Here is a 19,554-nt window from a genome sequence, read left to right as displayed (position 1 = left end):
AAAAGGGCCGGATTGCTCCGGCCCCATGGATCAGACTGCGGCGTCGATCTGCGCCAGCAGGTCATCAAGCAAGATTTCGAGCGATGCACGGTTGCGCGCCGAGCGAATGCCGATGTAACGGAGCACCGGCGGTTCTTCGCACGCGAAGTCGAACGTGAATTTGCCCAGGCGAAGCTGCTCAGGGCTATTCTGATCGCGCGTGAAGTACACCTTCGCGCCCGGCAGAATATCCCCATCGGCCTCAAGATCGCGAAGCGCGAACTTCACCGTGTCGATGATGTCCGTCACGGTGTTGAAGTCGATGTTGCGGCGGCCGAGGAAGTACCGCAGCGTCCGCAGGAACATCAGATGGATGTAATCGCGGCCACGGGTGACGTGGTAGAACTGCCAGAGCGGATCCTCGCTGCAATTGTCCGTGCCGATGAACACGAAGCCGCCGCTGGCAATGGCGCTTTCGACGCCCATTTCACCGCGAACAAGGATGCCCGCATTCTGCGAAAGCAGCATCTGGCCTTCGGTGGCGCCGTCCGTGAGCGAGAAGTCAATCGGGCGGTTCGGACCAACGATGCCCTGTACCGGCTGATTGGCCCACGAATGGAACGGCCGACCTTGAAACTCGTGATCGCGCCGCACGCCAATGCCGACAACGCGCGGTGATAGCGGCTTGACGATCGCGTTCACGCCGACCTTAACCGCCGTCTCAATCGGGATGATGCGATGCGACTGGATCGTTTCACGCCAATCTGTGTAAGCCTGCTGCGTCGTTGCCGGGCCATCAACCACCGCGTGAGCGACAAGCTTTTCGAGGACCGGGGGCAGGGCAGCGCAAACCGGATTGGCAAGGATCTCGATCGCTGCCGTAGCGGTGGGCAAGAGCTTGTTCTCCGCTTCGCCGCCACCGGTGAATGAGACCGTCAGTACGCCCGACAGATTTGCGCCCGGATCATCGACAACCAGCGCGACAACTTTGCCTGCATCCGGCCCTTCGCCCATCACTGCATGTGCCGTTGGCATCACCTTCAGCGGATCGGTGCCGCCGCCGGTGAACTCAACAACGGGTGGCTCGGTCATGTTCGCGCCCTGCACGCCAAGCGTCAGCGTGGCGAGGCCGCGGATCTGCTGCGAAGTGTAACCGGGCGTCAGGATCAAGCGCGGGATTGCGCCAAGGATCGGCCCGGCGAGCGTCAGCGCCCAAATGCCCGTCTTCGCGATCGACGAACCGACGATGTTCGAGATCGTTTCCCAAACCGTTGCGCCTTCCTCGACGCGCACGATCACCACTTTCGCGGCAACCTGATACTCGCCGAGCTGATCGTTGATGCCCTGCAAGGCGTCAACAATCGTGCCGGTGGCGCCAAGCGCCGACATCATTGCGGTGTTGTCGCTGTAGCCAAACACGGGCGTGTTGATCGGAAAGGTGTCCGTGTTCGCCTGCGGGGCCGTGCCGACGATCCCGACGATTGACATATCAGAAGGGATGCCGGGCCGCGGATCGTTATCGACCCGCGTAATTGAAATGCCGAATGTCGGATCGGACATTGGGATCTCCAATAAAAAAGCCCGCCGGATGGTGGGCTTGTTGCAGAAAGGATGAGTTGGCTTCGGCTAGTCGATGCGGCGCCGAATGCCGATGCAGGCGAACTTGCCCGGCGTGATGCAGATGAAAGACACAAGGTCTTCAGCGCCCGGCTCAGGCGAAAGCAATGGCGCCACGCCGTCAAAATCATAGGCGGCGCCCCAGCTCGGAACGCGCGCGCCGATGGCATCCTGCTTGATCCGGATGTTAAGCGGATAGCCTGGCTTGCCATTGGTCGGATTGGCGAAGGCGTTGTTGTCACCCAACGTCAGCACGCGGTTGACACCATCCGCGTGGTCCACCTCGATTGATGGCGCGTCCTCAAGCGCCACCCAATCCATTGCGGTCGCAACGCCATCAGCGGTCACAACCTTATTCAGTGCAGCGGCGCGAATGTTTGCAGGGCTCGCCTTGTCGATCGCTAACGTTCGGTCCTCTTTCAAGGTGCCGCCACCGATTAACCCGCTTCCGGTCATGATTTTGCGATCCGCGCGGGCAGGCGTGTACGACAGCCGCGCTTGCGCCCCCAAGGCTTCAAGCGCATCGCCGGGCGTTGTGGCGCCTGTGCCGCCCTTAGAAACCGGCAGCGTGGGTAGCATTGATGACGCAATTCGTCCGTTAGCATCTAGGCCGGCGTAGCCGTTGGCCATGTTGCGCTCGGCGCGCGCCTGATAGTCGTTCGGATCGAGACCTACGATCGCCGCAGCTTGATTGCGATAGGTCTGCGCTTGGTCGCGCGCGGCTTCCGAGGCCGTTTTATACGCAAGCGCAGCGCCAGCATGTGCGCCAGCCAAATCACGCGCCTGTTCGGCGAATGTACGGCTTTGCGCTACGCTTCCGGCCATATCCTGAACCTGCGTGCGATAGGCTTCGACTTCAGCCTTAAATCCGAGCACGGCGACACGAGCGTTGGAAACATCTTCGACAACCTGCTCAATGTTCGTTGCCATGACGATCGGCGTAACAAGCCAATTCGACACGATGCCTTCACCCTGCGTTCGCGACACGTCGATCGTAAGATCGCCGGTTCGGCGATCGTATTCGACCGTCCGCCCGGCCATGTAACGCTCCATGTCATCGGGCGGAAAAATCATGACGTACGACATGGGCGTGAACGTATCGCGTTCGTATTCAGCGATATTTATGATCGCTGCGCCGAGCTGGATGTTGAGCGGCGTGGTCGATGTGGCGTCGAATATGGTGGCAACGTTGCCAAGCCGGTCGCGCGCCTCATTTACCAAAGGCGTGATAACGTTATTGAGGCGATCGAGAGCGACCGCCTCAACACGGTTCGCCACCGCATCGACGTTTTGCAATGCGTCTTCGGACTGCGCGATCCGTAGATCCAAGTCCTCGAAACGCCGGTTCCATGTTTCCGGATCGCCGAGATTTTCACCTCGCTTGATCCTATAGGCGTCGATGCGGCGCATTCTTTACACCTTCTGATAGCTCGTAACGGCTTCGCCGAGTTCGGCAAGGCGCTTGCCCTTGACGATATTGTCGTCTTTGGGCTTCAAGACTGTCGTTCCGATCTGCACCACGCGATTGAGCTTGATGCGATACTGCGCTTCAGGGTCAATAGCCTGCGCGCGAGGGGCTTTCGCCATGTCAGTTTCCTTCATGCTTTTACGCACCCGCCCAAAAGATGAACTCGGCCACGTGAAACGTGGTCGATGGGTGGTTCGTTGTGGCCGTGACTTCGGTTGTGAACTCGGTGACGGGATCATCAAGCTCGAACACATAAGTGCGCTGCCAGCGCTTATCCTCGGCCGTAACAAGGCGCGTAGTGATCGTGTCGGCAGTGACCCATGCGCCAGCGATGCGCAGCCGGCAATTAACGTCATGCGGCGTGGGATCGAAGTCTTCGAGCAGCAGCTGTACCGTGATCTTGTTCGACGCATTCTCGATCGGCCAAGGCTTCGAGATATGCGTCAGCGTCGTCTTGGGCCGTGAAACCCGCACCTCGCTGTCAACCAGATTGATGCCAGGCATCATGTCCCGCGTGCCAACGAAGCGGGCACGGAACCGGCAAAGCGCGGGCGTGCTGCTAAGCGCACCCAAGTCATCAACGGTAAGACGCCGCCAAGCGCCCGAGCCGCCGGGCTGGATCTCGTAAACAAGCTCAGTCGAAGACGGCTGAATGGTGCCAGCGAGAATGTCGATATTCTGAATGCCGCCCGACAGCGAAATGGCATCCAACTCGATGGCAACCTGCGAAGCGCGGAACTTCGCCCCATAGACACGGATCATCATGTCTTTGGTCAGGTCGCCTTGGTGATAGGCACCGTCCGTAGAATAGAAGAATGTGCCATCAAGGTAACTCTGACCATAGGCCATTCCCACACGATGGTTGGCGTTCGATGTCAGAACAATCGCGTACCTGCCGCCCGCGCGGAGGAAGGTCGGCATGATGTTGATTTCGGTCCACCCATTCGACGCAAGGGCTTCGTGCGGCACCGTCTGCTGAAGAATGCACTTCTGAAGGTCGGGCACGCCGTTGGTAACTTCCACCAATGACAGATGGATGTTTTCGTTTGCTGCCTTCACGGTAAGATAGAAGCCGAGACGGGTTGCCCACATATCGTTGCCCTGAAGGAACGATTGCGATACCTGCGCCCCCGAAATGCTGTGATCGACCGTGATGCCTTCCCAGTAGGGTTCTTCATACCAATCTTCAAAAACCTGCCGCACGCGGAGAAACTTCGCCTTCATGCCGGGTGCCTGGCCAAGCACCTGCCAAGTTTCATTCCCCTTCAAAAGAATGCCCTCGGCCGGATTGTAAGCACCGGATTGCCACCACTGGCTATTCGTACAGATCGTCTGTTCCGGGCCGTAGCGGAGGCGCATTCGGGACATCATCCGCTGCACGATTTCATAGGTCTGAAATCCGTACTGTGCGATGCCGATGTCAGAATGATATGGGCCGATCTCCATTTTCAATGCGTGGTCGTAAGCCGGCAGCAGCAGGCCCGCGTTCAGCGCCGCATTGGGATCATTGGCGCTGAAGATATTGAGCGCGGTAACATCCTCAGCGTCGGGCGCGAAGCGAATGCCTTCCTCGACCTTGGCGTTGAAGCCAAGATCTTGCGCGTTATCAACGTCGCTGTAACGATGGTCGAGGAAGTGATCTGCGCCGTAATCCGACGCCAGATCAGGGATCGCGATCGCCGACTTGACCCGGGCGATGTCGCGATAAATCTGATCCATGCGGTAGCCGTCTGCCGACGACTGAACGTCATTTGCGATCGCGGCAACATCCGATGCAATGCCGTCAATTCGGGGCTCAACTGCCGCGCGCCAAGCTTCGAGCGCTTTAGTCCGAACATGCAGTGCCTCAGTCGAGATCACCGCGTTATCGGTTTGCATATCAATCGAGACGATTGAAAGCGTATCGAGCAGAATATAGGCGATGATCGCATGCGTTGCCGGGATCGGCGGCGGCTGCGGATCGGCGCTTTCGGCGCCGGCGGTGAACGCCAGAACCGCTGTTCGCGATCGTGACATCGAAACCGCGTCGGGCTGCGTCGCCCCGGTTTCGGTGTTCACGAGGAAATCGCGCTCTTGCGTATCAGTTTCGATCTCCTGCCCATAACACGACACAGCCACAATCCGCTTCGCGGCAGCGGGCAGGTGGCTTGTCAGACTTTGGGAAAGGGATGAATTGCGGGCGAAGATCGCGCCATTCTGGTCGTACATGCGCCCGGCAGCGACCTGCACTTCGATCTGAGCCGTCTTCACCACCGCGAAGCCGGCGTAGCGGTTCGTCTTCGTTACGGCATCATTCGTCAAATGATCGAATGAACGCCGGGTGAAGTCTTGGATATTGTTGTGGTCGCCCGCGGTCTGCTCTTGATACTCGCGGAAAATTACCTGCTGTTCCACGTTCCGTGCTCCTTAGTTCGGCCGACCGACGACAAGATCGTTGATCCCGGCGATGAAGGGCTTCCCCGCGACGAACGCATTGCGTTCGGGGTAGCGAATGAGGATTTCGTCTGATGCCCGCTTCGCGGCGACAAGCGCGCGGCGGACGTTTTGCATTGGGGCGGGGTTGTGCGGCATCCAGAACCGGGTGCCGGGCAAATGAATGCCTTCCCCCGCGCGCCAGCGCGACTGCTTGGATTTCGTCAGGATCTCAAGGTGCGCCGTGTGCGCCGGGAACCCATAGCGACCGACGCCCATGAACTGCACCGTTGGTCGCCGATGCACGCGTCTGCCATCGTGGACAGGGAACCGCCAATAGATGCGATAGCCCGCAGTCGATGGGCGGAAGAACCCGCGTCCTACGGTGTCGCTGAACACGCCATGGCGCCGGGTGCCGGCCTCGACAACGCGTTCAGGCTCCGACGCAACGGGTTCAAGTGTTGGGCCAACCGGCGAGCGCCAAGCCAACCGCGGTGACGGCTGGATCGTAACAAGGCGCTCACGCGCCGTTGATGGCATGAAGAACATTTGCCGCCGAATGCGCCCGGATATTACGCGCTGCTGCTCATGCCCGTTAAGATGAAGCCGGAACCAACTGCCGAACTCGCTAACCCGCGTTTCAGTCTCGATGCCGTCAACAACCCAGCGCGCCCGGCGCCGGTGGCGCAGCAGCGCCGTTGACGGGATTGGGAAGCCTCGTTCAAAAAACGATGGTGCGGCGAACCCGGACGAATAGAGCCCGAACCCTTTGTGCCCCGGCTCTTTCATCCGCCACGTGCGAAGCTGCGGCAGCGATCCCAACCACGTCTCGCGCTGCTCGCGCGTCAGGTTGGCGCCGCTGAACACACGCACCGGCGGCACAGTCACCTGCAACAGCGTGGCATCAACATAGCTCAGATACGACAGGACTCCCGCAAGCGTGCCCTTCTGTCGGTGCATTTCAACGGCGTTGGCGATGATCCGGCGCTTGCGCATTTCGGTCCAATCATCGACCCAAAGATCGACTGAGAAGGCATGCGCAAGAGCCTTCAGGAAGTCCGGCGGACAAGTCCATGGGTTCCAAACTTCACGCGTCGGGGCGTTGATGCCTTCAAGCCGCGTGGACAGGGACGTAAGCGCCTTGTTCAGCGGCGTCGTCGCCATCGGGGCGATATGATCTTCATACGGGATCACGGCTCAACCTCGACATTGATGTTGACGGCAGTGCAAAAAGCCGCCTGCGACGGGCCGGGGCGAATGTCTGCCGCCGGTGATGTGCGCGTTACCCGCAGCACGTTGGCGACGTACGCCGCGCCCTCCAGGACGTTGGCGTAAACCTGCGCGCCAATCGCAAAACGCGCATAGGCAGCCGCTTCGACGGCCGCCTTCGCTGCTGCTGCGACCGTCGATGGCGCAGGGCCACGGGGCACCAATATGGATAGTTCCGTCACGTACGGGATGATGCCCGCCGCCTGAACGACGAGCTGATCTGTCAGCGGTTTGATGTGGTTCTGCGAAAGGTATTCGCGGACCATATCCACACTATCCGCCGGCACAGGATCGCCCGTGTCGCCGAGCAGGTACACAGCAGCGCGCCCCGGAACGCCGTGAATGCCCGGCCCGAGCACTGTGATGTCACGCGCCTGCGGGTACACAGTCAGCGCGTGATAAATGTAGCCGTCATAAGAGCCGGCGGACGGCACCGCGTAGGATGCGAGATAGCGCGTCAGAAGGCTTTGATCATCCTCCATAACCGCCTGCGTGCCGGCGTCCGGATCGGCCGGAACAAGCGTCAGGCGGTGGACATTGGCGCGCGCAACAATGGCATCGAGATCCGTGCCTTGGGCGTATGCCGGCAGCACGGCGCGAACAGCCGAGTTGACGCGAGCGCGCATAAGCGCCTCGCGGTGCGCATGCGCCTCCTGATCAATCTTGATCGGATCAAACTCAAGCCCGCCCACATCATAAGGGAAGCCGGCTTGATCCGCGCGCGCCTGGAACTCACCCATGCGCTCGTCAAGGATAGCTTCCTGATCGATCACCTCAATCGCGTCAGGGATCGGCAGGTGGGCCGGGTTGAGCGTAGGCGCGAGAAATCGATTGGCTGAATTTGCCATGGTCAACGCCTCGTCTGTGTGGGGTGCTATTCCGTTCCGTCGAATACGATCGGAAGGCTCTCGGCTGCGCCGATCATCAAAACACGACGCGGACCTTCAACCGTGAAGTCACCAAGGTGCGCGCGCGGGCGATATTGCCCATGGAGCTCAAGCTTAAGTTTGCCTTGCCGCAGTTCATCCGCGTTCGACGTGACAACAGCGAACTGCAAGTGGAAGCGTGGCTCTTGCTCAAGCGCGGCCATAATTCCAGTTCGGAAGCGCAGAACCGTTTCTGGCGTCAGGTTCTCGCCCAGCATGTGGGGCACAAGCGATCCGAGCCAACGCCGCATGACGCGCGAACCGTATGGGGTGCAGAAGATTTCCTCTAAGCACAGCAACGTATGTTCCCACCCGTGGACCGGGCGGCCGGTGTGGCGGTTGACGCCCGATCCAACAGGTGAGGCCATGGCGATCAACTCCGGCGCTTGCGCTTGGCGGCTTCGGCTTCGGCAGCGACAGAAGGCGTCGCGAGTACGATCAGGCCGCGGGCTAGTTCATATTCGGCCTGTTCGTCGGTGAGAGAGATCACGTCGCCATGATTGACGCGGCGGCCGGCAACCCATTCACCGGCAACCGGCGTCACGATGTATTGCTTCATTTGTTTCTCCCGTTAAGGCGGCGGCCCGGTCAATGCTGGGCCGGGCATCACTTCGGTGTGAACGTGCGTCTTGTCGATCAAATGCCCATCGTGCTCGATCTTGCCGTTCGAGTACGTGGTGCCTTCGCCGGTTACTTCGATCGAATGATCGCCAACAGTCAGCTTCAGGCCCTTTTCTTTGATCTCGATCCGCACATCGCCGAACGTAAGGACATGTTCGTCCTCTTTGTCGCTCGGGCTCTTGTTCTGATCGCTCCACGTCATCGGCAGGGCGATTGCCTGCCGCATGTCGCCGGTGGGGCTAATCATGGTCATCTGCTGCCCTTTTGAGGGCGGCGTGTGGACTTTCAGGGCGCCCGCAATCTGCGCGTATGGCACCCACGGCCCGAGGAACGGCTGCCCGTCCTCGCCTTCGCCAAGGCGCATGCGCATGAGCTGCTTTTTTGCATCGACTTCCTCGACCGTGCCGTGACGGAAATTGTTCGCCTGCCGGCGTTCGAGTTCAGCGACGCGCAACGCGAGATCCACAAGCTCACGCATTGGCCGTCTTCCGTTTGGTCTTTGGCTTCGCCACCGGCTTGCCCGCCGCAACTTCCGCATCGGGCGGGGCAGGGCGAAGCGCACCCATCGCAACAGGATGATGGGCCAACTGCACAGGCAGCTCGATCACATCGCCCGGCGTCGCGGTCACGCCGCCGAGCGTGAACGGCGCGGAGCCGGTCACAACGTACTTGAGAAGCATGAGGCCTCCATTTGTTATGGTGACGGCTCGGGGCCAAGCGCATCGTCGATGCTTTCAGCATCGGCGCTCCAACCGCCGCCGGGGAATTGAACGTCAACGCTTGTGACGGGCGGCGCCGGCGCATCGGTGAGCGGCACCGTGCCATTGCCAAAGCTGAACTGACTGTTGAGACCAAGATCCGCCTGAGCCTTCGCCCATCCATCGAGCGTCGGTGATCCGATCTCGGTTTCGATAAGGTCTGCGATGCGCGCAAGTTTTGCGTCCGCACGCATCAGCGCCAGGAACTCAGTCCAAACGCCCTCCGGCTCGCCGAAGCTCGGCTCGGCTATCGCCTGAAGTGTGAAGATGATTTGGCGCGTGGCGTAGCGTATGCCGTTCTCAGCCGATGCACCGCGATCGACCTGCACCTTCTTTATGGCCGGCGCGAACCGGCGCCAAATCTTCGCCCATGGACCATTCGCCAACAGCGCGCGATCGATCTGCCGCCCGATCAGATCGAGCACCAATTCCATGCCGGCGTCGGTGTGCGGAATGACAACATCATCCTGCGGCCCGTCATCACCGGCAGGGATCGAAACCTTACCCGCAAGCGCCACATCCATCGTGAGGCTGATCGTGCGGTTCGCGCCAAGTATGTCGCGCCCCGTAGGGGTGATTTCCGACTGGTCGATAGCGACGACGATAAACGGCTGCGCATCCTGCGTAAGCAGGTTAGCCGGATCGATCATGCTGTCACGGACGCGATCGCCGGCAAGCGTTGCGTTGCGCAGCAGCTCAACCGTGGCGATGCGCAATGCAAAGCCGACAAGGTTCATTGGGCTAATCCACAGAAAGGATCACAAAACGATCGCCGCAATCGAGCGGATGCGAGACGACGACGCGATAGGATGGCACGCCGCTTTGATCCGGAAAGGCAATGACATCACCGCGCTGCAAATCGTAGCCGAGCCCGGCGTATTCGGCGGCGGAAACCAATACATGCGCCGCGCCAACAGCTAGCCGGCCGACGCCGGCAAACTCGCCCTTTAGCCGCTGTCCGCGAAGATCTTCCGTGTCATGTTCCAGCCCGAATACGCCACGAATGACTTTCGCGTCGCGCAACGGATCATCGGGCGCTTCCGAGTATTCGCTTTCGATCTTTGGGCGCACGGCGACTCGCTCGCCGTAGACACGGGAAACGGCTCGACCCGTCGCCGCGTCAAGCCGCTTCCACATGCTGCTCATTGGCTTAGCCGTTGAGCCGCACGATGCCGCGTGCGGACGGGTTCGCAGCGGCAGCGAGAGCCTTGCCGATCGGAACGTTGTCGGTGGCGACGGTGGTGGCTACGCCCGCTGCGCCGTCCCAATAGATCGCTGCGCCGACATCCCAAGCCTGCGCCGCGGTCTTGGGAAGCTCAAAGACGCCCGTAGTCTTGATCTCGACCTCAGCATCAGCAAGCGCAGAAAACGCGGCCACGCCAAACAGCGTGCCAACAAGCACGCCCGAACCGGACGCGACATTGGCCGGGGCCGTGACGGTTACAACGTCGCCCGGCTGGATGAAGTTCTTCATTTGAAGCTCCAATAAAAGAGGATGGAAAACGAAACGGCGGGCCGAAGCCCGCCGCTTGTTGATCCTTACTGGCCGGCGTTCTTGAACAGCCCGCGGTGGTCAATGACCTTCGCGCCGACATCCATGCGGACCTTCAGCTCGACGCCATCGACATCGAAGCCCTGCCGGGTTTCGGTGTAGACGCCCTGGTTGCCTTCGAGATAGGCCAGCTCGATGAGATCGATCTGCGCGGGGGAAGCCGCCATATACCAAGCCTTGGGCGAGCCCGCGATTTCGTAACGGCCGATACCAAGGTCGAGGCGCGGGTCAGAAATCGGCGTGAGCTGCTTGAGGCTGTTCGGCACCGCATCGGCAGGCTTGGCCGCGTAAATCTGGCTCAGGAACTGCTCGACATGGGTAACGAGCGCGCCGGGCACGATGATGTAACTCGGCGCAAGATTGAGCACTGTCTTACCGTCAAGGCCCGTCTGATGCGCGATCGCCAGCCGGGCATCACTGACCGAACCGACCGTGATGCCGGCGCCGGCAGATGCAAGGTTCTTGTGGTCAGCATGGAACAGCTTCACGCCATCGCCCATTGTCGGGTTAGACATGATCTCGGCCCACACGATGTCGCTTTCGAGCTGCGCCGCCTGCTGGCCAAACGCGCGGGGAAGGCGCGTCAGCGCTTCAAGATCGTCGTTGATAATCACCTGCCGCGTGATGCCGACGATCTTACCGAACGTCTCAACGCGATAGGTTTCGCCGCCATCCTTGATCGCGCCGCGCTTAAATTCGCCGTGCTCGTTTACCTTTTCGAGCGACGGGGCTTCACCGAGCTGCGCGCGCGTAACCGGCTTAAAGTCCGACACGCTGGTTACGCGAACGAGCGGACGGAAAGTCTGCGGTGCAGCATCGTAAGCAGCGCGCAGAGTGATGTTCGCGACATTCGACAAGATGGTTGCAAAATCGGAAGTCGCGATCAGGCCGCCGCTGCGGAACTGCGGCTGAAGCGCATGCTGGGCAATATCGAGGCGCGTCATGCCACGAGTGCGGATACCGCGGATTTCGAGACTTTCGCGCGCAAGCTCAATAAGCGTCAAACCACGGAAGTCGCGGCCGTCTTCCGTCAGCGCAACAGAAGGATCTGCGCGATTGAGCACTGCGTTCTGAATTGCAGCGTTGCGGCGCTCTGCCATGCTGTCGGTCATCTGTACCGGGCCAGGAATGTGGCTGATGGTATTCGGTTCGTTGCGCTCCTGCTCAGCTTCAAGCCGATCCATCAGCGCCGTACGGAATGCCTCAAGCGTAGTGCCTTGCTCGATGTGCTCTGCGCCGAAGTCAACGGCACGGAACTTTGCGGCAAGGGCGCGAATGCCGGCAGCGCGGTCACGTTCAGCGCGAACGGCTTCCTGCGCAACGCGCCGTGCTTCCTCTGCCGTCATCGCAGCAGGTGCCTGGGCTTCGACCGGTGCCTGATCAACGGGGGCGGCGCGCGGCTCGGTTACGGCAGAGGTGGTTTCGTTGGTGTTGTCGTCAGCCATGGCGGCCTCCTTGCTTTCAGCGGCCTGCGGCTCGCTTCGTGTTTCGATCACTTCACAGGGATACAGGCGCTGCTCTGCGCTGTTTTCACTGCTGTTCGGTTCACCGGCGCGCACCTGCGCGCCCGCATCTGCTGGCACAGGCACGGCCGAAACTTCGGTCGGCTCCCAATCCAGCACGCGCCATTCGGGGACGCCCCCTTCAGGGGCATCGATCTTCTCAATCCGGTGGATGATGTATCCGACCGAAATGTTTCGGATGATGCCGTCCTTGATCTTGTCAACCGTGGCAGCATCGTCAGGCGAACGGCTTAGCTTGATTGTTGCCGTTCCTTTGCCGCCAGAAACCTTTGCAGTGCCGGGCACGATCGAGCCGAGCACGCTGCGCAACGACCACTGATTGTGGCTATCCAGCAGCGGCGCGCCGGCGTTCAAGCGGCCCATGCGGATCGCAGACGGCTCCATGACAAGCACTTCGTCATAGTAGCGCCGCTCAGCCCACGAATACCGGCGCACTTTCGCGCCCGTAGACCAAATGACATCGATCGTGTTGTCGTCTTCATTGTACGAGTTGGCGCGCACTTCCGCCGTTCGCAGGAACGATGGAAGCGAAACCGACCGGTTATTCGTCGTCGGCTTTTTCCTGGCCTTCGCCATCTTCAGTCACCTCTTTGGCGGATGGATCTTTCGGCTCAGCTTGCGCTTGGCCGATTTTCGTCATGCGGCGCGGATCGCTATCAAGCACGACGCCCTTCGCATCGAGCTTGGCATTCCACTCCGCAAATTCTTCGAGGACTTCATCCGGATCGAAGCCGGTTTCTGCGATCGCACGTTGTGGCGACTTCAAGCCGGATCGCACTTCCGAAAGCGTCGCTTCAACGTCCTTTTTCGGATCGGCAGACATGAAGCGCGGCGGGTTCCATTCGACCGGCACATAATCCGTGTCGATCTTGCCGGCCAAGAACGCAGCGTCGATGAACCAATCCCAAATCGGCTGGCACAGCATCGGAATGACGATCTGCCATTGCACCGACGAGACGAGGCGCTTGAACGCCTCAAGCCCAATCTTCGAGGATGAATAATTGACTTGCGAAAGATCGCCAGAGACCAGCGAATACGGCATGCGGAAGCCAGCTGCGATCGTATGCAGGCTCGCTTTTTTGTAAGCCTCATAAGATCCGGTCGGCGATGGCTGATTGAACTTGATGTCGCGACCACCGCGGGCGACCGCGAACATGCCGGGTTCGAACTTCTCAAGCTGGAAACCATCCGCATCATAAACGCCCGGCGCCTGATCGCCATCGAGCGGGATGCCGACGCCATCGTTCTCGTCGCCACCGATGAGGATGCCAACCATGCAGCTCTCGATGCGCTTGCGAACGATCTCGGCTTCCTCGTAGGCGCCAAGGTTGTGCAGCGCCACCATCGCTGGCGCGCCCCAAGGGGCGCCGCGCACTTGCGTGCGCTGCTGCTCATAGATGTGAACGATGTTGTCAGCATCAACCGGCCGCGAAACGAAGCCCGTCATTACGCCGAGCGACGCACTACCCGGATGCTCGTCGAACATCCAATAAGCTAGCCGATCGCCGCGCTTATCGAACTCAATGCCGTTTACGGCATAGGTTCCATTCCGAAGCGACCAAGACCGGGTGTCGTCGATCAGATCCGTTTCAACAACCTTCAGCTTGAGCGGGACCGCCCCGCGCTTGCCTTTTCGATTGAAGCGCCGGATCAAGCCATCGCCTGACACCACCATTTCACGGAACGCAAGCGATTGAAGCCCGTAGAAGTCGAGGCGGCCGTCAGCGTCGCAGTTGTCGACGAACTGCTTGAACAGATCGTTGATCTTCTTGTCGCGACGTTTGTTGCCCGTCTTCGCGCGGGGGATAATCCCGTCGCCGATTACGTGGGCAACAAGCTGCGATATTGCGTTCGCCGCGTGTGGATTATTTCGCTCAAGCTCCCGCATGCGGTCGCGCAACACGCGGCCTGACGCTGCAAGCTCCGCATCGGCGGACGTGCTACGCGCACGCCAAGAGTTGGTTTTGCGGCCACGCCCGGCGCCATCATATGACCGCGCAAAGGCGTCCAAGGCCGTTCGCTGCCGGACGCGCCGCAAGGCGACGCCCGGCGCAACCACGCCAATGGCGCGGTCGATCAGGTTCATCGGTTTCACTGTCGCCCCTTTCAGAACGAGGCGAGGACGCCGCGCGGCCGACGCGTTGGATTGCATCGCGCTTCGAGCCATTCGAGGCGCGCCCTTAGATCCGCAAAAGATGGGTACTCCACCTCTTTACGGACGCCGTTTGTCTGCGTCACAACCCGGCGCACGCCGAGCGCAATCGCTTCGCGCAAGGCGGCGATTTCATCGTCGCAAGCTGCCATGTTTGACCTGTGCTAATTGGCGCCGAAGCGCGTTTGGGCGGCCGAAGCCGCCCGCTAAAGCCACCGCTCGCGCCGTGGGTTCTGCCGCCGGTTGCGTCCATCCGTGGTCCACGGATCGCGCCGCCGTTCCGGCTGCTCTGTTTTTTCTTGATCGTCGCTATCGCGGCGGATCGGGGCCGGTGGCCGTGGCGCGGGGCGCCGCGCGTCATCCTTCAGACGTTGGGCGCCCAGCATGTATGCCGCCGCATAGGCGAGCGCCTCGCAGTCGAGATAGTGGTTGTTGCGATGCTTCGCCACCCACGTAACGCCGCCATTCGGCTTGCGCACGCGGGCTTCGGAAACGATCTGGCGGCAGTAATCTTCGGTCGGGTCCGCCGGCAAGTGCCACCCGCCGGGCTCGCCTTCCGGCCAGCGCAAGCGCTCGTGCACCCACGACTTAAAGAAGTCCGTGCTAAGGCGAACGAGATCAAGGCCGTACTTCGACTTGCCACCCTTTGGCGTGACCTCGATGCGGTTCACCGACAACGGCGTCGGGCGCGTGTCGAAGCCCTTCGTAGCAAACACCGTGCGGCGATGCCGCCGGGCGAACTCATACACCTTGTGCTCGGGCACAAGCTCCTTTTTGCCGGGGCGGAAACCGGCGTCAACGAACGTGCGGAGGATGTGCAAGCCGCCGAACTGAGCCGACAGCATTTCATCAAGATCAAGCCACACATCGTTTTCCGATGTTGTGCCCCAAAGCTCGCCGCTCGCGATCTTCCAGCTTTCCTGCCGAACGCCCCAGCCACGAACAACGTAGACAAGCCGGTTCTTCTGCACGTCCACGCCTGCCGTAAGAAACAACACGCCGTCCGGCACGTCACCTTCTTGATACGGTAGCGCCAAGCGCCGGACTTCCTCCCATTCGGGAATGTCGCCGCCGCCGCCCATGGTGTAGCACTCGCCGAAACCGGCATTGACGGCGGTTTGAACCTTGTCGCTTTCACCGCTCGCCTTAGCGAGCAGGTACTTTTCAGCACGTTCGCCCCATGAGACGAACGGCGAAGCCAAGCCGGAAACCCAAAAAGAACACGACGAACTGTCCGGCGGGTCGCCGCGGACGATGCCATCACGCTCGATCGTTTGGCCCGGCGCCACGTAACGGCCCGCGGCGTTCATCGCCGGCAAGTGCTCGTAAACAATCGGATCTGCGCAACCCTGCGGGCATTGAATGTAAGCGCCGCGCCGCGCTTGCGCAGGCGACGAGTTTTTCGGCCAGCACAAGTTCTTGAAGCGCGGCACAAAGTATTCGCCGCAGTGCGGGCAGGGGAGCGTCCAGTGATAGCGCGTGCCTTCCTGCCACAGCTTCCAGATACCGCTTTCAAGTTCTTCGGTGTCTGCTTCCGACCACAGTTCGAGCCCTGACACCGGATCAATCTCCGTTTCAACAAGCCCGCGCGACGGCGTGGACGTGATTACCGTGACGAACTCGGCATAGGTGAAGCCGCGTGCTTCGATCAGGCCGAGCGGATCGCCCTGGCCTTTGATGTTCGACAGCATTTCGTCGTATTCATCGACGATCGCAAGCGCGGCCGGATCAGACTTCAGCGCCGACGACGATCCGCCGTAAGCGAGGCGCACCGGCACACCGGCGACCAACTTGCGTGTCTTTTTCGATCGCTTACCGCGCGCCACTTTCGCCTTCAGCGTTGGCGCTTCATCGAGCAGCGTAATCAATCGCGGCTCGAACTGATCGACGACGAAATCCTTCGTCGGGCCGACATACAGAATAGGCGCGGGCCGCTGATCGAGCCGGTGGCCGATCAGATCAAGTTCGCCATCGGTCTTACCCATCTGCGCGCCCATGACGCCCGTGACGCGCTTGTAAAGCCCGGACGCCGCGGCATCCGTGATCGGCACGACATAGGGCGTAAGGTACGGATCGCGCGGGCCGGGATAGCCCGTTGTTTCTGCATACCGCCGATTATTCGCCGCCCAAACGCTTGGCGTGGTCTTCGGCGTCGGCTCTATCAATATCTGGCAGGCTTCTATAAGCCGCGCCATGTTCCGCACTGACGGCCGCCACTTCCGAGCGGATCTTGTCAAGCATGGCCTCAATTCGACGGCGCTCATTGAGATCTCGCGTGATCTGCGCCGGCAGTCCATTCATGCGTGAGATCAACGCGCCCACCACTGCCTGCGTATATGCGACCGCTTCATCGGTCGGGATCAGCTCGCTTTCTTCGCGTGCTGTTCGAAGTTCGATTTCGCGCGCCCTTGCGGCGCGCACGCGGTTGTCCGCTTCATTCTTCGTCGCCCGCTCGCGAACGCTGTCGAGGAAATTGAGGTAGCCGTGGACAACGCCGCGGATCGTGTAATGGCCGGCCTCTTTCTTGATCCAACCCTCGGCAACCAATTGTTGTAGCCGGCGCAGCGTCACCCGAATAAGAGCCGCCGCGACTTCGGCTTTAATCGAGCCGGCGCGCTGCTCGGCACTTTTTTTCGGCGGCTTTACCATGGAGCAACAACCTCTTTTGTGGTGCTGTATCCTCGACTTAGCCCTTGCTCCGTGTCCTGACACATGCTGACTGGCCGAGCCCGTTGGCCATCAATCAGGAGATCAGCATGAGCAATCTGTCCGGACAGCAAATCTCAAAACTCACCGCCATCATCGTCGGCGGCGCGCCCAAGCGGGCAAACTCGAAAGCATCAGCTATCGCGCGCTTCATCAGCGCGGCGGAACAGAAAGGCCTCGCCGCCCCGAGCCACTTCTTGCAGCTCGATTACTCAGACGCCGAGACAGCGATCATCAACGCGACCAGCGAGAAGCCGTCGCCAGAGAAGGCGCCGAAAAAGACGAAGCCGAAGGCTGAGAAGAAAGCCGCGACGGCAAAGCCCGTAGGCATACGCGCCGCAGCCGTTGAGGCTGCCAAGGCCGGTAAGCTGCCCGCGCCGCCAGACTTCAGCGCCCCGACGCACGCTCGCTACCGCGAAAAGCGCGAGGCGCTGATCCGCCTTGCAGAAGCTGGCGACATCCGCGGCTTGAAGGCATTCGAGCTGAAGGCGTATTCATCCTCGCCGAAGGCGCTCGACCGCTATCGCAATCTTTGCATCATCGCGTTAGAAGCGCGGGGCTGATCCGATGCGGAGCAAAACAGATCAGATCCGCAATGCATGGGCGGCGGGCGACAAGATCGCAGCCCTGCGCATCGCTTCGAAGTTTTTCGATCTCAGCGAAGAAACAATGACGTTTCAGCGCGGCTATCAAGCCCACATCAATCCGGCATTCTTCAAGCAGATCGGCAAAGATCCGGAAGCGCTTACCGCTACAGCCATCAGCGCTTTGGCGGCCAAGTTCAAGCTGCCGGAAGGTTGACGACTGTAGCGGATGGCTTGCGGTTTCAACTAGGCCCGCCCACGGCGGGCCTTCGCTTTTCAAAACACGGTATCAAGCGCCGCGTCGTCTAGCGCATCATCGGCAAACTCGCCGAACTCAACTTCGCCGCAAGCTTCGGTCGCCTTTCGAGGATCGCCCTTGCAGAACACAAGCACGTTCTGATGCGTCTTGCCGAGCTTGCGCGTAGCCGTGAACTGCTTTCCTGCGCGGATCGGCAATGAGCCGGCGGCGGTTACAAGGATCGCCTCGTTATACAAGCGCGCCCCGGCAGCCTCGAATGCCTCCACCGTCTTGCCGGGGAAGTTCAGATAATACCCGCGCTTGTCGCGGACATCGCCAACAACCCACACCGCGAACCGATCGTTACGCAGGCGATCGACCGCGGCCTTCACGATCTGCGCATGCGCTTCATAGAACGCCCCTGCGCCAAGCGTCGAAAGGTCGGCCGGATCGTCGCTGTAAACCTCAAGATCGAGGTACGGCGGGCACGAGAACACCATGTCAGCTTCAACATCGGCGGCAAGCGTCGGGATCTCGCGGCTATCGCCTTCACGCCATTCCGGCAGCGGATCGACAGCGATGTGCATTTGCGCGCGATTGGCTGCCACCTGCTCGGGCCGCAGCTCGATGCCGACATATCGGCGGCCAAGCCGTGAGGCGACAAGACCGCGAACGGAACCGCCGGCAAATGGATCGAGGATTGTGCCGCCATGCGGGCAGAACCACCGATAAGCGATCTCACAAAGAACCGGATCAAAGATTGATGTGCCGCTCGATGTCGGCCCATCCATTTCGATCTCGCCAAACACCATCCCCTTCGGGCTGGTGTCGCCGACATTATGTTCACCGCGCATCAGGTCTTGCCCGAACGTGCGGGCTTTGCCCTTAGCCATCAACCACCGCCCGGCCACGGCCATCGCCGCGCGCCTTGTTCTTCGAATAGTTCGCCGCCGGCAGCTTCGATCCGCCCGGCTCAGCGTTCGCCTTTTTGCGATCCATTGGCATGGGCGCGCCGCCTATTGGCGCGTCGCCCCGGCCGAGTTCGCTTTCAATGCCCAGCGCGAGCCAAGCCCGCTTGCGATCCTGCCACCAACCTTCGCGGGCGTTCAGGATCGAGAAGGGCGGAATGCCGAAGCGCTCTGCAAGCTTCGCTTTGGGCGCATCATCTTCGGCGCTGTCGGCCTCATCATCTTGGCCAGCGCTCAACAGATCGTCGATCTCAGCATCAGAAAAGCCGATCACATCAAGATCGAAATTGATCTCGCCCAAGTCGGCAAGTTCGAGCTTCAGCGCGTCGAGATCCCAGCCGGCATTCTCGGCCAGCTTGTTATCTGCGATCGTGTAGGCACGGCGCTGCGCGTCGGTCCATCCGCGCGCAATCATCACCGGCACTTCGTCGATGCCGGCAACGCGCGCCGCGAGAACGCGGCCATGCCCGGCGATGATCGTGCCGTCCTCGGCAACGAGAACCGGGATCGTCCAGCCGAACTGCTCGATCGAGCGCGCGATCTGCATCACCTGCTCATCGCTATGCGTTCGGCTATTCCGGGCATACGGGATCAGGTCATCAACGGGCCAACGCTCGACCGCATCAGCGGGCCAGAGCGCCGGTTTCGTCGGGGCTGCCATAGCCTACCTCAAGACATCAACCGCCCGCCCAGCGCCATCTACGGGGCGAAGCGAAACGGGAAAACTGAAAACCGAAATACGTGCGAAAACCGGGGGGCGGCGCGCCGCACGGGGGGCAGG

At 60.8% G+C, this 19,554-nt stretch carries 22 protein-coding genes; 2 read left to right on the top strand and 20 right to left on the bottom strand.

All coding sequences use genetic code 11. The features are described 5' to 3' along the window. Nucleotides 1-30: 30 nt before the first annotated feature. The 18 genes from C6Y62_RS08255 to C6Y62_RS08175 all read right to left on the bottom strand — a co-directional run bounded on the left by C6Y62_RS08255 (nucleotide 31) and on the right by C6Y62_RS08175 (nucleotide 16,926). On the bottom strand, nucleotides 31-1,539 hold the full coding sequence (locus C6Y62_RS08255; RefSeq protein WP_173953553.1) for a phage tail sheath protein: 1,509 nt from the start codon (nucleotides 1,537-1,539) through the stop codon (nucleotides 31-33). Nucleotides 1,540-1,605: 66 nt separating this feature from the next. Next, complete coding sequence (locus C6Y62_RS08250) at nucleotides 1,606-3,006, bottom strand: hypothetical protein (RefSeq protein WP_173953552.1); 1,401 nt, start codon at nucleotides 3,004-3,006, stop codon at nucleotides 1,606-1,608. Nucleotides 3,007-3,009: 3 nt separating this feature from the next. Next, entirely contained in the window at nucleotides 3,010-3,183 is a 174-nt protein-coding gene (locus C6Y62_RS08245; RefSeq protein ID WP_173953551.1) for a hypothetical protein, read from the bottom strand. Between the two features lie 19 nt (nucleotides 3,184-3,202). Beyond that, on the bottom strand, nucleotides 3,203-5,458 hold the full coding sequence (locus C6Y62_RS08240; protein WP_173953550.1) for a hypothetical protein: 2,256 nt from the start codon (nucleotides 5,456-5,458) through the stop codon (nucleotides 3,203-3,205). Between the two features lie 12 nt (nucleotides 5,459-5,470). Further along, nucleotides 5,471-6,670, bottom strand: a complete 1,200-nt coding sequence (locus C6Y62_RS08235) for a phage tail protein I (RefSeq protein ID WP_173953549.1) — start codon at nucleotides 6,668-6,670, stop codon at nucleotides 5,471-5,473. Further along, nucleotides 6,667-7,593 carry a baseplate assembly protein gene (locus C6Y62_RS08230; RefSeq protein WP_173953548.1) on the bottom strand — a complete coding sequence of 309 codons (927 nt, stop codon included), beginning with the start codon at nucleotides 7,591-7,593 and terminating at the stop codon, nucleotides 6,667-6,669. The genes C6Y62_RS08235 and C6Y62_RS08230 overlap by 4 nt, the downstream gene beginning before the upstream one ends. A 26-nt stretch (nucleotides 7,594-7,619) precedes the next feature. Beyond that, nucleotides 7,620-8,039, bottom strand: coding sequence for a GPW/gp25 family protein (locus C6Y62_RS08225; RefSeq protein ID WP_173953547.1), 420 nt, complete (start codon nucleotides 8,037-8,039; stop codon nucleotides 7,620-7,622). Between the two features lie 5 nt (nucleotides 8,040-8,044). Beyond that, entirely contained in the window at nucleotides 8,045-8,230 is a 186-nt protein-coding gene (locus C6Y62_RS08220) for a hypothetical protein (protein ID WP_173953546.1), read from the bottom strand. Nucleotides 8,231-8,242: 12 nt separating this feature from the next. Then, nucleotides 8,243-8,770 (bottom strand): phage baseplate assembly protein V, encoded by a 528-nt coding sequence (locus C6Y62_RS08215; RefSeq protein ID WP_173953545.1) that lies wholly within the window; start codon nucleotides 8,768-8,770, stop codon nucleotides 8,243-8,245. Further along, nucleotides 8,763-8,972 (bottom strand): hypothetical protein, encoded by a 210-nt coding sequence (locus tag C6Y62_RS08210; protein ID WP_173953544.1) that lies wholly within the window; start codon nucleotides 8,970-8,972, stop codon nucleotides 8,763-8,765. The genes C6Y62_RS08215 and C6Y62_RS08210 overlap by 8 nt, the downstream gene beginning before the upstream one ends. Nucleotides 8,973-8,986: 14 nt before the next feature. After that, nucleotides 8,987-9,787, bottom strand: coding sequence for a hypothetical protein (locus C6Y62_RS08205; protein WP_173953543.1), 801 nt, complete (start codon nucleotides 9,785-9,787; stop codon nucleotides 8,987-8,989). A 4-nt stretch (nucleotides 9,788-9,791) separates the two neighbouring features. Continuing rightward, nucleotides 9,792-10,196, bottom strand: a complete 405-nt coding sequence (locus C6Y62_RS08200) for a hypothetical protein (protein WP_173953542.1) — start codon at nucleotides 10,194-10,196, stop codon at nucleotides 9,792-9,794. 4 nt (nucleotides 10,197-10,200) lie between these two features. Next, nucleotides 10,201-10,524, bottom strand: coding sequence for a DUF2190 family protein (locus tag C6Y62_RS08195; protein WP_173953541.1), 324 nt, complete (start codon nucleotides 10,522-10,524; stop codon nucleotides 10,201-10,203). A 65-nt stretch (nucleotides 10,525-10,589) separates the two neighbouring features. Continuing rightward, entirely contained in the window at nucleotides 10,590-12,701 is a 2,112-nt protein-coding gene (locus C6Y62_RS08190) for a prohead protease/major capsid protein fusion protein (protein WP_173953540.1), read from the bottom strand. Continuing rightward, complete coding sequence (locus C6Y62_RS08185) at nucleotides 12,667-14,211, bottom strand: phage portal protein (RefSeq protein WP_173953539.1); 1,545 nt, start codon at nucleotides 14,209-14,211, stop codon at nucleotides 12,667-12,669. The genes C6Y62_RS08190 and C6Y62_RS08185 overlap by 35 nt, the downstream gene beginning before the upstream one ends. A gap of 20 nt (nucleotides 14,212-14,231) precedes the next feature. Beyond that, nucleotides 14,232-14,429: a phage head-tail joining protein gene (locus C6Y62_RS16825; RefSeq protein WP_420844151.1), complete on the bottom strand. Its 198-nt coding sequence runs from the start codon at nucleotides 14,427-14,429 to the stop codon at nucleotides 14,232-14,234. A 54-nt stretch (nucleotides 14,430-14,483) separates the two neighbouring features. Continuing rightward, nucleotides 14,484-16,472 carry a terminase gpA endonuclease subunit gene (locus C6Y62_RS08180; RefSeq protein WP_173953538.1) on the bottom strand — a complete coding sequence of 663 codons (1,989 nt, stop codon included), beginning with the start codon at nucleotides 16,470-16,472 and terminating at the stop codon, nucleotides 14,484-14,486. Further along, complete coding sequence (locus tag C6Y62_RS08175; protein WP_173953537.1) at nucleotides 16,393-16,926, bottom strand: hypothetical protein; 534 nt, start codon at nucleotides 16,924-16,926, stop codon at nucleotides 16,393-16,395. Before C6Y62_RS08175 ends, C6Y62_RS08180 begins: the two co-directional genes overlap by 80 nt. A 107-nt stretch (nucleotides 16,927-17,033) precedes the next feature. Between C6Y62_RS08175 and C6Y62_RS08170 the strand changes: the two genes are divergently transcribed. Together C6Y62_RS08170 and C6Y62_RS08165 are read left to right on the top strand one after the other, a co-directional pair. Continuing rightward, complete coding sequence (locus C6Y62_RS08170) at nucleotides 17,034-17,546, top strand: hypothetical protein (RefSeq protein WP_173953536.1); 513 nt, start codon at nucleotides 17,034-17,036, stop codon at nucleotides 17,544-17,546. A 4-nt stretch (nucleotides 17,547-17,550) separates the two neighbouring features. Next, a complete protein-coding gene (locus C6Y62_RS08165; RefSeq protein ID WP_173953535.1) occupies nucleotides 17,551-17,784 on the top strand; it encodes a hypothetical protein in 234 nt (77 codons plus the stop codon). A gap of 59 nt (nucleotides 17,785-17,843) precedes the next feature. On the opposite strand, the gene C6Y62_RS08160 is transcribed toward C6Y62_RS08165, so the two are convergent. After that, nucleotides 17,844-18,698: a DNA methyltransferase gene (locus C6Y62_RS08160; RefSeq protein ID WP_173953534.1), complete on the bottom strand. Its 855-nt coding sequence runs from the start codon at nucleotides 18,696-18,698 to the stop codon at nucleotides 17,844-17,846. Then, nucleotides 18,691-19,434 carry a ParB/Srx family N-terminal domain-containing protein gene (locus C6Y62_RS08155; protein ID WP_173953533.1) on the bottom strand — a complete coding sequence of 248 codons (744 nt, stop codon included), beginning with the start codon at nucleotides 19,432-19,434 and terminating at the stop codon, nucleotides 18,691-18,693. Before C6Y62_RS08155 ends, C6Y62_RS08160 begins: the two co-directional genes overlap by 8 nt. Nucleotides 19,435-19,554 lie beyond the last annotated feature (120 nt).

Origin of the sequence: Hyphomicrobium sulfonivorans (assembly GCF_013306565.1) — a bacterium.
Classification (GTDB): domain Bacteria; phylum Pseudomonadota; class Alphaproteobacteria; order Rhizobiales; family Hyphomicrobiaceae; genus Hyphomicrobium_A; species Hyphomicrobium_A sulfonivorans.
This window is presented reverse-complemented; position numbering and strand designations above follow the sequence as displayed.